This is a genomic window from Lapidilactobacillus achengensis (assembly GCF_003946655.1).
In the GTDB taxonomy this organism is placed as follows: domain Bacteria; phylum Bacillota; class Bacilli; order Lactobacillales; family Lactobacillaceae; genus Lapidilactobacillus; species Lapidilactobacillus achengensis.
In genome coordinates, this window is sequence record NZ_RHOV01000011.1 from 57,475 (window position 1) to 71,821 (window position 14,347).

Sequence of the window (14,347 nt, forward strand, 5' to 3'; positions counted from 1 at the left end):
AGGGACACCATGTTAAGAAAGCTAGCTTTTAGCAGTATCAAAAGCCGCTTGAAGGATTACGTGGTCCTTTTCTCAGGCTTAGTCGTTGCCGCCGCGACCTTCTATATGTTCATGGCCTTGGCGACCAATCAAGATTTCCTGGGCAAAAACTCAATGCTCAGCGCCAACAATACTATGTTCATCTTCATTTTCGGCGCGATTTTATTGGCGATCATTACCTTCTTCTACCTGATTTACGCCAATTCGTTCCTGTTGACAATGCGCCAACGGGAATATGGCATGTTTATGATGCTCGGCGCCAAGACCGGCAAAATCGGCCAATTGATTTTCATGGAAACTTTTTTGCTGGGGATGGGCGCCACGTTGATTGGGGAGGTCATTGGCATTGGCCTGACCCAAGTTGTCGCCCGGTTATTGGTGCAACAAATGGGGCTGACTTTGCAGCATTTCAACTCGTTTTACTGGCCGGCCTTTCTGATCACCTTGGCGTTCTTTCTGGTCTTGTTCATTTTCGCGGCGATTTGGAATAGTCATAAATTAATGAAAACACCAGTACTCAAACTCTTGCACAGCGCGGAGCAGCCAGCGCGGACTCAGGTCAAACCGATTTGGTTGGCGGTCCAAGCCTTGCTGGGGGTGGCGTTATTAGCTGCCGGCTACTGGGCAATGATCAATATTGCCCTGTTGCAACTTTTGGCGATTCCTTTTGCCTTAGTCACGATCGTTTTAGGTAGCTTCTTCACCTTTAACGCGACTTTCATTTGGTTACTACGCCTCATGAAAAAACACCGTTCCTTTTCATTACGGGGGATCCGCAATTTCACACTTTCACAGTTGAATTTCCGTATCCATGATTACACCCGAATGTTGGCGATGATTTCGATTTTGTTTGCCTTGGCTTTAGGCGCGATTACCGTGGGCCTAGGCTTCCGCAATGATTTAAGCATGTTGATCGACTCGTTTGACGCTTATGATGTGAAGCTTTATACCCACTCGGCGAAGATCGACGCTGAAGTCGCTAAGTTGGATATCAAAGAGCAGGCGACCTATTCTTACAAGGTTAAGGGCAAACAGATCTATTATCGCCAAGACCAATTGCAGGACCAGCCTTTGTATTATTTCCATTATCAACGAAGTGGTGGTATTTCAATGCAAATGCCGCAACGGCGACGTTTCGCGGCGAAGGACTATCAAATCAGTCGCGAGACGCCGAATGGTGCCGTCCAGAACGCCTACAATCAGCTGGGAATCAAGTCGATTTATGACGGCAACGCGTTAACTGGCCATTTGGTCACCGCCGCCGAGTTCGCGCGACTGCCTGGTAAAACGTCCCGGTTGACGCTGATCCGCGTGCGGGATTTCGCGGCTGCCCGTCAGAAAATCGCCAAGATCGAACAGGCACAACTAACCGCGGCGCCTGAGTTTAGTGAGGTTTTAGAGAACTCGAAATATGCCAACGCCCAAATGGGAACGGCGATGTATTCTGGGATGATTTTCATGGGCTTATTCTTAGGGTTGTCCTTCTTGGCGATGCTGGCCAGCTGCTTGATGTTCAAGATTTTGTCCGGGGCATACAGCGACGTGAAACGCTATGACATGCTGAACAAAATGGGCGCGCGCACCAGCGTGCTGAAAGCGTCGGTGGCCAAGGAAATTGGTGTCTTGTACGCGTTACCCGGTCTGCTGGGCATCATCCATGTGTTGTTTGGGTTGCAGCTCTTCAAATTATTGCTGCTAAACCCATACCACGGGATCTGGTTGCCTTTCTTGATTTTCTTGTTGCTCTACGGCCTTTATTATTGGCTGACCGTTACCCTTTATCGGGGCATCGTGATTCCTAAAGTCGAGATCGACAAATAAAAACTGATTTCAGTATACAAAACGACCGCGGAAGCAGATTCCGCGGTCGTTTTTTCGGTGATTGGTCAAATTATTCGCCAGCCGAACACATTGGCTGTGTTTGTCTAGCTAAAAAACTTTCAATTGATTATAGCTCAACACATCAATGCCTTGATCGGTTAATTGGATTTTGGTCACGCTGGCATTGCGGGGCGCTACGGTAACATCGAAGCGGCCTTGACCGAATTTCTCCACAATACTGCGAATCGTGGTGCCGTGGCTGACCAGCAGCACATTATCGCCATTGCGATTTTGTTCCCGGAGCATTTTGAAGCCTTTGCCGATCCGCGTCCAATACTGGGTCGCGGTTTCCGCGTCATGGAAAGGGTCGATGGCGTTCATGAAGTCCTTGGACTTGTCGATGCCATATTGCGCGACTAATTCCTTGAAGCTGGGAGCACCATGGGGCGCGCCGACTTCATACCAAGTTTGCGCCGAGTCAGCGCCTTCGAAGTAACCATAGAAGACCTCACGGAAAAACGGCGTGGTGGTGTAAGGCACCGTGGTGTTCATGTTTTTGCCGAGAATAACTTCACAGGTCCGCATCGCCCGCGTCGTGTCCGACGAATAGGCGTGGGTGAAGGTCAAGTGCTTCAGCCGCTGCGCCGCTTCCTCCGCGCCGGCGATGCCCGCTGCCGTCAAGGGCGAATCGCTCCAGCCTTGCATCCGATTGAATTTATTGAAATAAGTTTGACCATGACGGACAAGATAAACGGTAATTGTTTTCATTAATTATTCAGTCCTTAGGGTTGATAATGACCGCCTTCAACGTCTTTGATGAATTTCTCCAAATGTTCGAAGTAAACATCAGGATTATCCATCATATGATGATGACCGCCATTTGGCGTGGTTTCCAGCCGCGCGTTAGGGATTTGTTCCGACATCCGCAACGCCGCTGAGAGTGGCATCGTTTCGTGCTGACCAAATGTTAATAAAGTTGGCACGGTAATATTTTGGATTTGTTTGCGTAGGTCGAAATCTTTCAACTTACCGGTAACCACGAATTCATTATCCCCCTGAAAAGCGTTATATACTGGGGTAGCCATAGTGGAAATCAAATGACTGATGGCTGGTGGTTGTCGCCGATCAACGAAATTACGGTTGAGAATATCCACATATTGTTGATATTGCGGATCATCCCAAGTGCCCTCCCGCTCGCAACGTTGCATATAGGCCACCGCCTCCACTGGCAGGGTCTCTTCGCGAACTTTATTGATATGGACCACATATTCGTCGATGTTGTCGATCATGCTGGAAATGATCGCGCCTTTTAAGTGTTGGCCATATTTCAAAGCATAGAGCATGGTCAAAGCGCCGCCCCAAGACTGCCCAATCAAGTAAAATTGATCCAGACCGAGTTTTTGCCGGACTTCTTCAACTTCGTCAAGGAAGTAGTCAGTAGTCAAATATTTCGCGGCGATCTCCGGGTCACTGTAATCCGGTTGATCTGAATAAAATGAGCCCAGTTGATCATACATATGGACTTGGACGCCCAAATCGGCTAGTTTTTCGCCGAAATTCTCCCAATATTCGTGGGTGCCGCCAGGGCCACCGTGGAGGCAAAGTAAGTGAATGTCTCCTTGACCTTGAGTGTTGGTCCAAAGATGATAGCCATTATCTAGTGTGAGAATCGTTGTTCCTTGTTTCATGCTGCGCCACCTAGTTTCTTCTTATTTGTGGATCAGGTTGGTTGGATCATCGCGTGACAACCCCATTCTAACATGTTCCCGGGGACTTGTTGCGCTGATTTTATGATCGTTTTGTGCTGAATCACTTGCAGAAACCCAGCTTAGGCCAGGATTTCTTTGATCTGTTTGACCTCATCATTGGTGAAGGTCAGATGGTCGGCCACGGCCAAGTTGGCCAACAGGTTGGTTTCGCTGGTCGTGCCAATAATCACGCTGGCCACTGCTTGATCACGCAGTAGCCAAGCTAAAGCCATTTGCGCCAAAGTCTGATCCCGCTTTTGCGCCACCGCCTCCAGCTGATTCAGTAAGTCAACCACATGAGCCTTCCCCTGGTTGAAAATCGCGGTGTTTGACCAATGAATCGGAAAATCATCGGGAATGCCCTTGAGGTAGCGTTCGGTCAAAAGACCCTCAGAGAGCGGACCATAGGCGACTAAACTCCGATTATAACGTTTGACCGTTTCCAAAACACCATTGCGTGCGGCGTCGGGCCGCAACATATTATAAGAATATTGATTGACGACAAACGGCACGTGATATTTGGTCAACAGCGCGATCATCGTTTCACTTTGGGCGGCGTCATAATTGCTAATGCCGATATACATGGCCTTTCCTGCTTGGACGATTTGCCCCAAAGCCAGCGCGGTTTCTTCCGGATCCGTCTCCGGATCAGGGCGATGACTGTAGAAAATATCCACATAGTCCATCTGCAAACGTTGCAAACTATGATCAATACTTTGGAGTAAATTTTTCCGGGAATTGAAATGCTGGAACGGACTCGGCCCCATTTCAAAGCCAGCCTTAGTTGTGACGACGAGCTCGTCACGATAGGGTTTTAAGTTACGCTGATAAACTTGGCCGAATAATTTCTCGGCTGAGCCACGATCTGGTTTGCCATAATTATTCGCTAAGTCGAAACTGAAGACACCATGGTCGAAGGCCGACAGAATCAACTGCTCTCGGTCAGTAAAAGGGTCCGAACTACTGAAATGACGCCAAAGTCCTAAAGTAATGATCGGTAATTGTAAACCGGTATCGCCAACGCGACGAAACGGTAGGTGTTCATAACGATCTGTTGCTGCTGCGTACATGATTAACTCCTCCTTGAAGGCGTGGCGCCCAACGCGCCCGCTTTTTGTTGGTTCGCTCAAAGCAACGGCCATCTTAATTTTAGTAATAATTGGTATAGGTTGCAAGTCGTGATTGGCAAAAGTAGGTTGGCCGCAGCTTGCGCTGCGAAATTCGGGGTGAGCTCGCTGTGGGCGTCACTTTGAGCTTTTCGGAAGCCCACCGAAAATCTCAAAGCTGAGCCTTATTCTAAGCGGCAAAGCCGCTAAGAATAACGACACGGCGATCTCACCCCGAATTTCTCCGCTCCAGCCGCTCAACGTTATAACAGCCGTTTGAGCACTCACGCCGGCTGGCAAACTATGGCCAATTGATGGAGAACCACGCATTTGACGGCCGTGGTTAGTTGTTACAAGCTTTAAATTGGTGACACCAGGACAGTCTATCTGATGAACTAAGGCAAGTTCTTGATGAATCAACTGAATCGGTCGGCTTTCCACACGTGGCTTGTTACGGAAATGAGTAAAAATGTTCAGCCTACGCAAAATGCTCCGACCTCCTAATCCGAATCCGTTGGTGTTGCCGTACCACCCCAAAAATGGGCAATTGATTGACCACCACACTTGCAAAACCACTTCGTCAAATCCTTCGCCTCGATTGCAGATAGGCTCAATTCTGTTCAGCAACCGGCTGGGACTGCGCGGCTCAGTGGTGAAATTGTCCTTGGCGGCTTTGCCGCTTAGGACAAGGCTCGATTTGAAGACAAGCCGCTGGTCTTGCGGATTGGCTTCAAACGACGCCCACCACGTTCCAGTCCGCAACAGCAGTCCCAGCCGGTTGCGCTCACGCGCAACACCCAGCACACCTGCAATCAAACGCCGAACAAGATGTTATCATACCCAAAATCATACAAGCCAAGTTTTTAGCAACAAGTGACCGGCAGCCGCGCGCTGATCAGCAACATCATCGGCCGGCGGAATTCATCGCGCATCCCCGGCTGATCCAGAAGCGCCTGTGGTGGTTGCGGTTCAACCACATGCTCGATTTGAAAACCATGGGCCAACAAAGTCTCCAAATAAGTGGTCAAGGTGCGGTGATACTTGGTCATGGTTGTGCCCAAGAAAGTCACTTCCCGTGGGCCTTCGTCGAAATAGCGATCGACGGGGAAATGATCGATCACACCATCAGCCCGGTAGATCCAATCTTGTTGGCCACTGGCGGTGAACAGCGGATGCTCCACTGAAAAAATAAATTGGCCGCCGGGCTGTAAATACTGTTCGATTTGCGACAAGACTTGGTCAAATGAGGGCAGATAGTGCAACGCTAAAGAACTGAAGACCAAGTCGAACCGTTGGCCGGGAAAAGTAACGGTCGCCAAATCACCCTGCCGATAGCTGATATTGTTGGCGTGGGTCAAACTGCGCGCCTGGGTTAACATTTTCGCGGAAAGATCCACGCCAATCACCTGACGCGCCCCGTGATCGCTCGCATAGCGACAGTGCCACCCATAGCCGCAACCCAGATCCACCATCGTTTTCCCTTCAAAGTCAGGAAGCAACGCCTGCAAAGCCGGCCACTCACCGGCGCCAGCCAAGCCCCGTTGACTCCGATTCATCTGGGCATACTGCTGGAAAATTTCGGATCGTCATAAATATTTGTCGCTGCCACTGAAATCACCTCGTTTGTTTTAAGTGCAGGCCAAACCTAATCGTGCGCGCCACGCAAAGAGACCCGGTCCGCTATTCAACTCCGCCAGTGCTACCACACCTCACCAAGGGAAAAAGAGAAAAGAAAATCGACCGCCAACCCACAAAGCAACTTCGTCAGCTCCTTCATCCTAAATACGAAAGAGTCACAACTTCCTAGCAACAAAATTGATTCAAAAGTTGACACGAAGATCTGTCTTGATAAACCCAGCAATCTATCCTGGTGTCACCAATTTAAAGCTGGTAACTACTAACCACGATCGTCGATTGCGTGGTCCCTAATGAGTGGACATGGCCTAACAGCAGGCGTGAGTGACCCAATGACTAAGATAACGTTGAGCGGCTGGAGCGGAGCGTGGCGTTGGTGGTCTGTTCGTTTGTCGGCGGAAGGTCGGGCTGGGGGTGAGTCAGCCGCGATATTATTGTTGGCGATTTATCGCCTACAATAAGACCGAGCTTGAAGATTTTCGGTGGTTTTCCGAAAAGCTTCAAGTCGTGCCCGCCGCGTTCCACCACCCCCAGCCCGACCTGGAGCCCCACCACATCTGCCAACCACCAACGCCCCGCGCAGCGCAAGCTGCGGCCAACCTACTTTTGCCTGCCAAGTCCCCGCAACGCCGCGCGCTCATGATCAGTATACCGGATTTTGGGGCCAAGAAACTGAGTTCCTGGTTGTTTCAACACTTTTGCAAAACAAGTTCATTTTTCAAGACTTTTTCAAAGAATATCATGGACTTTTTCAGAAAATAATTGAATAATGTAAGCATTGAAAGAATCTGGCAGTGACACGGCCAAGTGGCGTGTGGGGTGCCAATCTGCGAGGGGAGTGGAACTGATGACAGATTTGATGATCGCGCTGTGTGCCTTTGTCGGCGGCGGTTTACGCCTAGGGGCCACTCAGGTGTTGCCATCTCCGTGGGCAACTTTAGCGGTGAATTTGTTGGGGGCGCTGTTGCTGCCCTTGTGGAATGATTATTGGGGTCCGGGATTACAATCGCGGCGGCAATGGTTGCATGTGGGCATCGGAACGGGATTTTTTGGTTCACTGACAACGTTCTCCAGTTTCTGCCTTGATGTGATCAAGTTGCTGGCGGCTGGCGCTTGGCTGACGGCGGAAATCTATCTGCTGATCAGCATGGTTGCCGGAATTTTATTGGCGTGGGCGGGGATCACCTTGGCCCAACATTTGAACGATCAAGGAGGTGTCCACTGATGCAAACATGGTTGTTGGCGGGCTTGGGCGCAAGTCTTGGCGCGTTAGGTCGTTATCATTTCACGGCGCTTTACAAGCGGGCTCGACCGGAGTTAGGGTATCAAGCCACGCTGTTGATCAATTTGAGTGGCGCCTTTTTACTGGGCTTCATGGCGGCCAGTACGGTCACGCAAACTTGGTATACCTTTCTCGGGACCGGTTTGTGTGGTGGTTGGACCACGTTTTCCACGTTGAACAGTGAATTAGGTGGTCAACTCGCCAGCGAGAATTTCCGCCGCGCCTTACGCTATGGTGGGGCCACTTACGGATTAGGTCTAGGCCTGTGCGCTTTGGGTTGGGTGCTGGGCCATCGTCTTTTTTGAGGAAAAATGTTAGAATTAATCAGACTAGCACAATGATAATTAGCAGAGTGAGAGCCACCCCGGGTAGCGGTTGAGCATTAGCCTAGCCATTGTTTTGGAAGCTGGGCTTTGCTTCCGGAACAATGGCGTAGCTAAGCGGAAAGCGCTGGGGAGGCGAACACGTTTCAAAAAGCAGAGTGCGAACCGACCTGGTCAGCTTCTGAGCATTAGCCTAGGCAGGATTTTGGAGGCGGTCCATGCCTCCGGAATACTGGCGTAGCTAAGCGGAAGAAGCTAGGTTGGCGAACACGTCTATAAGGAGCAAAACGATGACACGAAAATCAATCATCACCGGCCTAGCAGCCTTGATCGGGTTTCTGTTCGGCCTGTATTTCAAACATATTTTCATTTACACCATCATGGGTATGGCGGTGGGGTATTTGATTGTTTTCTGGATCCCTTATTTCCGCAACTGGTATCAACGCCGGCGCCAGCAGAAATAAAGCTGGCCGGACTGCGAATCGTGACAGCATCAAGGCCTACACCTTCAGGACTAGTTCGCGGAGGTCACGGCTAAAGGGGAGTTTTGACCGGATCTTAGGTGATCCGGTTTTTTTGTTGGGCAAGTGGATCAGCACTCATAAGATTTAGGCTATGCTTTTGATTGCATATTTGTTGACAGCAGAATACCCATCAGGTTAAAGTTAAGCTACCGATAAGTAATTATTGGTGATCATGTTTAGAAAGGGAGTGTGTTAGTGCTACATTTTGTTTGGGTATTGATCGTGGGCGCGGTCATTGGTTCCTTGGCCAGTGCGATCGTCAATCGCGATTTACCCATGGGTTGGCTCGGTAATATTTTTGGTGGTTTGGTTGGCGCCTGGTTAGGGGAGCGATTCCTCGGTACTTGGGGCCCAATCATTGGCGGCATGGCGATCGTTCCTGCCTTGATCGGCGCAATTGTTGTTGTGCTACTCACTTCTTGGCTCTTCAATAAAACCCGGCGCGCTTGATTCATCTTGTCCCCCCACAAGATCCCCCACAGCAAGCGTGCTGACCTCAACTTCCCCCTTGGCAGATCAATGACGTCCCCCCGTTATTTAATCAGATCAGCTGCGATCAGCTTCAATGAGAATAGGAGTGAACAACATGAGTTTCGCCAGTGAGAAAGATCAAGTCAAAGGTAAGCTTAATGAAACAGTCGGCAAGGTCACCAATAATGATCAACAAGAATTGAAGGGTAAAGCCCAAGCCGCGACAGGCAAAGCGAAAGAGAAATTGGACCAACTTGCTGAAAACGTCGCGGAGAAAGTCAATGAGAAACTAGATCAGCGACACAAGCATGAATAGCGTGTGATGATGGGCTAATTGACGGAAACTTGTTTAACACCAAGAACCGGCTCAGCGTCACGGCGACTTTAATATAAAAAATGGCTCAGCGAACGGACAACGCTTAACGGCGATCTCCGGTTGACTGGGTCATTTTTGTCGATTCATACAAATTAAATTGGACCAGCGGCGGCTACATTCTCGGTAAAAGACGAGGTCAGCTGGTTCACCCGCCAAGATTGACTGGCGGTCAGCGGCCCACCGCTGCGCCGGCCACCTGGTTACTTGGTGAGGATGAACAAGGGCTGCCTACCTGTTACTCCCGGCGGCGTGCTTGAATGGTTATTTGAAGGCGTTGATGATGGCGGCAATCAGCGTCTCCACCCCAATACCAGTGAAGAGCACCCCAATCAATAAACTGGTCCAGGTAGCCCATCCCCGAAAGGCATCCTTCGCTTTGCCAGCGTTACGAATGTATCTGACCACCGCGATCAATTGCCAGACGCCCACACCTGAGAGAATCACACCAATGATTGCCGGCGCGATAACTTCGCTTGAATCCATCCCTAATTCCTCCATTTTCTGCCAATTCCCAATTGGCTATCCTCAGTTTAGTAGACTAAGGGTCATAAAACAAGAGGCTTCACAAATGAATGGCGTCGCCGAAGCCGGCCTGCTGTACGCGCTGGTTGCGTATCGGCGCAGAAAGCAGTTGCGCGGAGCACGTTTCAAAATGCAAAGCGCGTGGTTTCTTAGCAGCGGGCTAACCGAATGACCGGTCACTAATGGCGGCTGCGGGTATCTCAGCGGGCAAATAGCATCCACCAGCTAAGAAGAGATAGGCTGAAGGTCTCCAGATCGAGGCGAACAAAAAGGCATCAAACGAGGGGCGAAGTGGAAGAATCAAGCTCAAATACTTTTGTTCGTTACGGTTTTGTGATAAAATTATTCAATACATTTTTGGCAATGACAGTGATATTCGAAAAGGTTGTGGGGAATTGACAAAAAATGAGAAGTTTATCCGTCAGACACAAGCGGCGGAACAGCGCCATTTAGATGAAGTGATTACGAAGATCGGGCGTGCGCAAACGAAGGCGCGCCAATCGATCGACCAGGCGAAAAACGATACGCAGTCGTTGAATCGACAATTCAATGAAGAAGTCCATTTAAGTTACGGTAGCGATACGACCAATTTGGAGACGGCGCTGTCGATTCGCCAGCAGCAACAAATGCTGCAAGAGCGTGAGAATAGTTGGCAACAGTCGGCGCGGCAGCTGAACACCTTGAAACGGTTGGCGAAAACGCCTTATTTCGCGCGCCTTGATTTCCATGAGCATGGTGAGCCTAGACGAGAAACGATTTATATCGGTCTAGGTTCCTTTAGCGATGAGCACGATCATTTTCTGATTTACGATTGGCGGGCGCCGATTTCGTCGATTTACTACGATGGCAAGTTGGGCCAGGTCAGTTATCAAACGCCTGATGGGGAACAGACGGTCAATGTGTTACTCAAGCGCCAGTTCCTGATCAAAGGTGGCGCGATCGAGTCAATGTTTGATACCACGGAAACCATTGGCGATCAGATGTTGCTGGAAGTGCTGGGGGAGAAATCCAGCACGCAGATGAAGTCGATCGTGACCACGATCCAACAGGAACAGAACAAGATCATTCGCAATGTGGCGGCGGATCTGCTCTTCGTTCAAGGCGCGGCTGGTTCCGGGAAAACATCGGCGATCTTACAACGGGTCGCGTTCTTACTGTACCGTTATCGCGGTAAACTAACGGCCAGCCAAGTGATCATGTTCTCGCCAAACCAGTTGTTCAACGACTACATCGAGAACGTTTTGCCGGAATTAGGCGAACAGAACATGGTACAAATGACCTACGCCCAATTCATTGGCCGGCGTCTGCCGAAAATGACGATCACGGATCCGGCGGCGAATTTCGAGGTGGCGCAAACGACGACCGCCAAAGCCATCTCGCGGGTTAAAACCGATCTGCGCTTTTTCAAGGCAGTAGGAATCTATGCGCGTCATCTTGAAAAACAAGATATGCGTTTCAAAGATTTGAAATTCCGCGGCAAGCCTTACTTCAGTAAAGAGAAAATGGCGGAAATCTATTACAGTTTCAATGAAAACTATCATTTGGCCAACCGGATGGACGCGACTCAAGAGCGCTTGATCCAGTTACTGAACAACAAAGTCGAGCCTGAGATCCGCAAGAATTGGGTCGCTAAAGCGGTGGAGAATTTAAGCGATGAACAGCTACAAAGCCTGTATGCCAAGGCGGATCAAGAGTTCGCTTCCAGTGACGCCGAGTTTAAATATTTGGCTCGGAAAATTGTCACCAAAGAATTACAGACAGTTAATCGGGGGATTCGTCGTTTCCGTTTTATCAATAGCCGCGCCCAGTATTTACATTTCTTACAACAGGTCCCTTATCTGATCGATTTGGCAAGTTTTGGCGTCACTAAAGAGGACTGGAACCAAGAAGTGGCCCAAGTACAGGCGGACTTCCGCGATAAACGGCTCCGGCTTGATGATGTGAGTCCATACTTATACCTGTTCGATCTGATCACCGGTAAGCAGGTCGACCGCAATATTAAGTTTGTTTTCATTGATGAGATCCAGGATTACACACCTTTTCAAGCCGCTTATTTGCAAGCGTCATTCCCGAAAGCCCGTTTCACGATGCTGGGAGATTTGAATCAAGCGATTTTCACCCACGCGACCAGCAGCTCGTTATTGAGCCAAGTTCAGAAGCTGTTTGACCCGGAAAAAACCGAAGTGGTCCAATTGACCCGCTCCTATCGCTCAACAAAACCAATCACCGAATACACCCGGGCCCTGCTGAGAAACGGCCAGAAGATCGATACCTTCGATCGCGCCGGAGACTTACCCAATATTGCGATCCGTGCCGACGAAGCGGCGTTACACGAGTTGCTGTTGCGCACATTGCAGGAGAACGATCAGCGCCAGTTGACCACCGCCATCATTGCCAAGACCAAGCAAGAAAGCCAGGATCTAGCCCAGTTTCTGAAAACGGCTGGTTACCACGCCACCTTGATCCGCTCAGAAAATCAACGCTTGGCCGCCGGCACCATTATCGTTCCCGCCTACTTAGCCAAAGGATTGGAATTTGACGCCGTCGTCATGTGGAACGCCTCGGCGACCAGATATCATGACGAAGACGAACGCCAATTGGTTTACACCATTGCGTCCCGGGCGATGCACCGCTTAACGATCCTGGCCCAAGACGAATTGTCCCCGCTATTAAGCGCCGTTCCGGCCACACTTTATACCGTGGAATAGCCGGTTCTGTTGCTCGATGGGAATTAGCTGGGACAAGCCCTTAAACACGCTGGCTAAAATTGGTGGAGAAGTGCCGGAAAAACGGCTTAAAGAGTCTTGAAATCATCAGGAAAATGTCTTAAAAGACTTAAAGTCGTTGAAGGTATTGAAAGGTGCTGGAAGTACTAGAAACGTTAAAAGTTCTAAAAGTTCTAAAAAGTGCTAAAAGTGAAAAAAACGTCAAAAGCGTCAAAAGCGTCAAAAGCGTCAAAAGCGTCAAAAGCGTCAAAAGCGTCAAAAGCGTCAAAAGCGTCAAAAGCGTCAAAAATATCAAAAATACTGAAAGTACCCATAATACTAAACTCGCCAAACACGCCGAACGCGCAAAGTATCAAAAGTACCGAACGCGCCCCCAAGCATCAAAAGCATCAAAAGCACCAAAAGTGGTCCACCGGAATGGCGATTTTTTCGCGAAAACATCTGCGACCTCTTGGCAAAAGAACTGAATAGTGTAATAGTATGAATGGACTGTATTAGTCGTAGGGCGCTGACGGGGATCTGGTTTTGCATTGCGGTCGCCGTGATCTGCCAATAATTGAAGCGGGTCCACTTAGCACGACCGCGAAATTGTGATTGAAATACTGTTTTCAAGGAGTTATCCAAATATGGCTTTGCCAGAGAACTATGATTATTTTACTCGGGAACAATGGCGGAATTTTCATGGCAAGAATCAACTGAATACGGTCACCGGCGATGAGCTGGCCCAGATTGCCGCCCTGAATGACCGCATCTCGCTGACAGATGTGCAGGAAATCTACGTGCCGCTGCGTCATTTGATCCACGTTTATTTGCGGCGCTATCATCAACTCGTCGAAGATAAAGCGGATTTCCGCGGCGAAACGGTCGCGCCCACACCGTTTCTGATCGGGATCTCCGGCAGTGTCGCCGTGGGCAAAAGCACCACTGCGCGACTGTTACAATTACTACTAAGTCGGTCGTTGCCCAATCAGAAGGTCCAATTGATCACCACCGATGGGTTCCTCTATCCCAACGCGGAGTTAAACCGGCGCGGCATTATGGCGCGCAAGGGTTTTCCAGAAAGCTACGACATGGAACATTTGCTGACTTTTTTGGACCAGGTCAAATCCTATCAACCAGGAATCAAGGTTCCACGTTACTCCCATCAAGTTTATGACGTGCTGCCTGACAGTTACGATGTGATCGACCGCCCGGATATTCTGATCGTGGAGGGAATCAACGTTTTGCAACTGCCGACCAATCAGCAAATCTACGTCAGCGATTATTTCGATTTCTCCATTTATGTGGATGCGAAAGCGGCGCTGGTTGAAGAGTGGTATTTGCAGCGTTTCGGTGTATTGTTGGACACGGCCCTGCAGGATCCGCTGAATTACTATTACCCCTACGCGATTGGCGACCGCCAAGCCGCCTTCACGATGGCGCGGCAGGTTTGGCAGGATGTCAACTTGAAGAATCTCCGCGAGTATATCCTGCCCACGCGTAATCGCGCCGACTTGATCTTGCATAAGACCGAACACCATGTGATTGATAAAATCGGTTTGCGCAAGTATTGAGTAGAATCTAGCTGAAAAGTGCCGTTTCTGTTTCGGATTTCTCGCGTGGTTGCAGGTGTGGTAGGGTTTGGATGTGGACGCAACCGCCTCAGGACGTTTGTCGTGGCTGGAACGCGGTGGGCATCGTTTGAAGCCAATTCCAAAAGCGGGAATTGTCTTCAAATCGAGCCTTATTCTAAGCGATAAATCGCTAAGAATAATCTCACCGCTGAGCCACACGT

17 protein-coding genes are annotated in these 14,347 nt (G+C 49.7%); 11 read left to right on the top strand and 6 right to left on the bottom strand.

Translation table 11 applies throughout. The annotated features are described in order from the left end of the window. Positions 1 to 9: 9 nt before the first annotated feature. Entirely contained in the window at positions 10 to 1,860 is a 1,851-nt protein-coding gene (locus tag EKM94_RS07520) for an ABC transporter permease (protein WP_125599873.1), read from the top strand. Positions 1,861 to 1,968: 108 nt separating this feature from the next. Here EKM94_RS07520 and EKM94_RS07525 read toward each other — a convergent pair whose 3' ends face one another. From EKM94_RS07525 to EKM94_RS07545, 5 genes are all read right to left on the bottom strand, one after another. Beyond that, the gene (locus EKM94_RS07525) at positions 1,969 to 2,628 is read right to left on the bottom strand and encodes a histidine phosphatase family protein (protein ID WP_125599876.1); all 660 of its coding nucleotides are present in this window, start codon (positions 2,626 to 2,628) and stop codon (positions 1,969 to 1,971) included. A 14-nt stretch (positions 2,629 to 2,642) separates the two neighbouring features. Continuing rightward, positions 2,643 to 3,548 (bottom strand): proline-specific peptidase family protein, encoded by a 906-nt coding sequence (locus tag EKM94_RS07530; RefSeq protein WP_125599879.1) that lies wholly within the window; start codon positions 3,546 to 3,548, stop codon positions 2,643 to 2,645. A 140-nt stretch (positions 3,549 to 3,688) separates the two neighbouring features. After that, a complete protein-coding gene (locus EKM94_RS07535; RefSeq protein ID WP_125599882.1) occupies positions 3,689 to 4,678 on the bottom strand; it encodes an aldo/keto reductase in 990 nt (329 codons plus the stop codon). A 174-nt stretch (positions 4,679 to 4,852) separates the two neighbouring features. Then, on the bottom strand, positions 4,853 to 5,530 hold the full coding sequence (locus EKM94_RS07540; protein WP_125599885.1) for a hypothetical protein: 678 nt from the start codon (positions 5,528 to 5,530) through the stop codon (positions 4,853 to 4,855). Between the two features lie 47 nt (positions 5,531 to 5,577). Beyond that, a complete protein-coding gene (locus EKM94_RS07545; protein ID WP_125599888.1) occupies positions 5,578 to 6,270 on the bottom strand; it encodes a class I SAM-dependent methyltransferase in 693 nt (230 codons plus the stop codon). Positions 6,271 to 6,642: 372 nt separating this feature from the next. Between EKM94_RS07545 and EKM94_RS12395 the strand changes: the two genes are divergently transcribed. The 6 genes from EKM94_RS12395 (at position 6,643) to EKM94_RS07565 (ending at position 9,265) form a co-directional block, all read left to right on the top strand. Then, positions 6,643 to 6,810: a hypothetical protein gene (locus EKM94_RS12395; RefSeq protein ID WP_164511152.1), complete on the top strand. Its 168-nt coding sequence runs from the start codon at positions 6,643 to 6,645 to the stop codon at positions 6,808 to 6,810. A 386-nt stretch (positions 6,811 to 7,196) separates the two neighbouring features. After that, a complete protein-coding gene (locus EKM94_RS07550; protein WP_125599891.1) occupies positions 7,197 to 7,574 on the top strand; it encodes a fluoride efflux transporter FluC in 378 nt (125 codons plus the stop codon). Beyond that, a complete protein-coding gene (locus EKM94_RS07555) occupies positions 7,574 to 7,936 on the top strand; it encodes a CrcB family protein (protein WP_125599895.1) in 363 nt (120 codons plus the stop codon). The genes EKM94_RS07550 and EKM94_RS07555 overlap by 1 nt, the downstream gene beginning before the upstream one ends. 308 nt (positions 7,937 to 8,244) lie before the next feature. Further along, positions 8,245 to 8,418: a hypothetical protein gene (locus EKM94_RS12400; RefSeq protein WP_164511153.1), complete on the top strand. Its 174-nt coding sequence runs from the start codon at positions 8,245 to 8,247 to the stop codon at positions 8,416 to 8,418. A gap of 255 nt (positions 8,419 to 8,673) precedes the next feature. Beyond that, positions 8,674 to 8,928, top strand: coding sequence for a GlsB/YeaQ/YmgE family stress response membrane protein (locus tag EKM94_RS07560; RefSeq protein WP_125599898.1), 255 nt, complete (start codon positions 8,674 to 8,676; stop codon positions 8,926 to 8,928). Positions 8,929 to 9,064: 136 nt separating this feature from the next. Beyond that, the gene (locus tag EKM94_RS07565) at positions 9,065 to 9,265 is read left to right on the top strand and encodes a CsbD family protein (protein ID WP_125599901.1); all 201 of its coding nucleotides are present in this window, start codon (positions 9,065 to 9,067) and stop codon (positions 9,263 to 9,265) included. A 321-nt stretch (positions 9,266 to 9,586) separates the two neighbouring features. On the opposite strand, the gene EKM94_RS07570 is transcribed toward EKM94_RS07565, so the two are convergent. Next, entirely contained in the window at positions 9,587 to 9,808 is a 222-nt protein-coding gene (locus EKM94_RS07570; protein WP_125599904.1) for a hypothetical protein, read from the bottom strand. A gap of 85 nt (positions 9,809 to 9,893) precedes the next feature. On the opposite strand from EKM94_RS07570, the gene EKM94_RS12810 reads away from it, so the two are divergent. The 4 genes from EKM94_RS12810 (at position 9,894) to coaA (ending at position 14,126) form a co-directional block, all read left to right on the top strand. Beyond that, positions 9,894 to 10,019, top strand: a complete 126-nt coding sequence (locus tag EKM94_RS12810) for a hypothetical protein (RefSeq protein ID WP_263853236.1) — start codon at positions 9,894 to 9,896, stop codon at positions 10,017 to 10,019. Between the two features lie 223 nt (positions 10,020 to 10,242). Beyond that, complete coding sequence (gene helD, locus EKM94_RS07575) at positions 10,243 to 12,555, top strand: RNA polymerase recycling motor HelD (protein WP_225422184.1); 2,313 nt, start codon at positions 10,243 to 10,245, stop codon at positions 12,553 to 12,555. 152 nt (positions 12,556 to 12,707) lie between these two features. Then, a complete protein-coding gene (locus EKM94_RS12405) occupies positions 12,708 to 13,040 on the top strand; it encodes a hypothetical protein (RefSeq protein WP_164511154.1) in 333 nt (110 codons plus the stop codon). 159 nt (positions 13,041 to 13,199) lie between these two features. Next, entirely contained in the window at positions 13,200 to 14,126 is a 927-nt protein-coding gene (coaA, locus tag EKM94_RS07585) for a type I pantothenate kinase (RefSeq protein ID WP_125599907.1), read from the top strand. Positions 14,127 to 14,347: the final 221 nt, after the last annotated feature.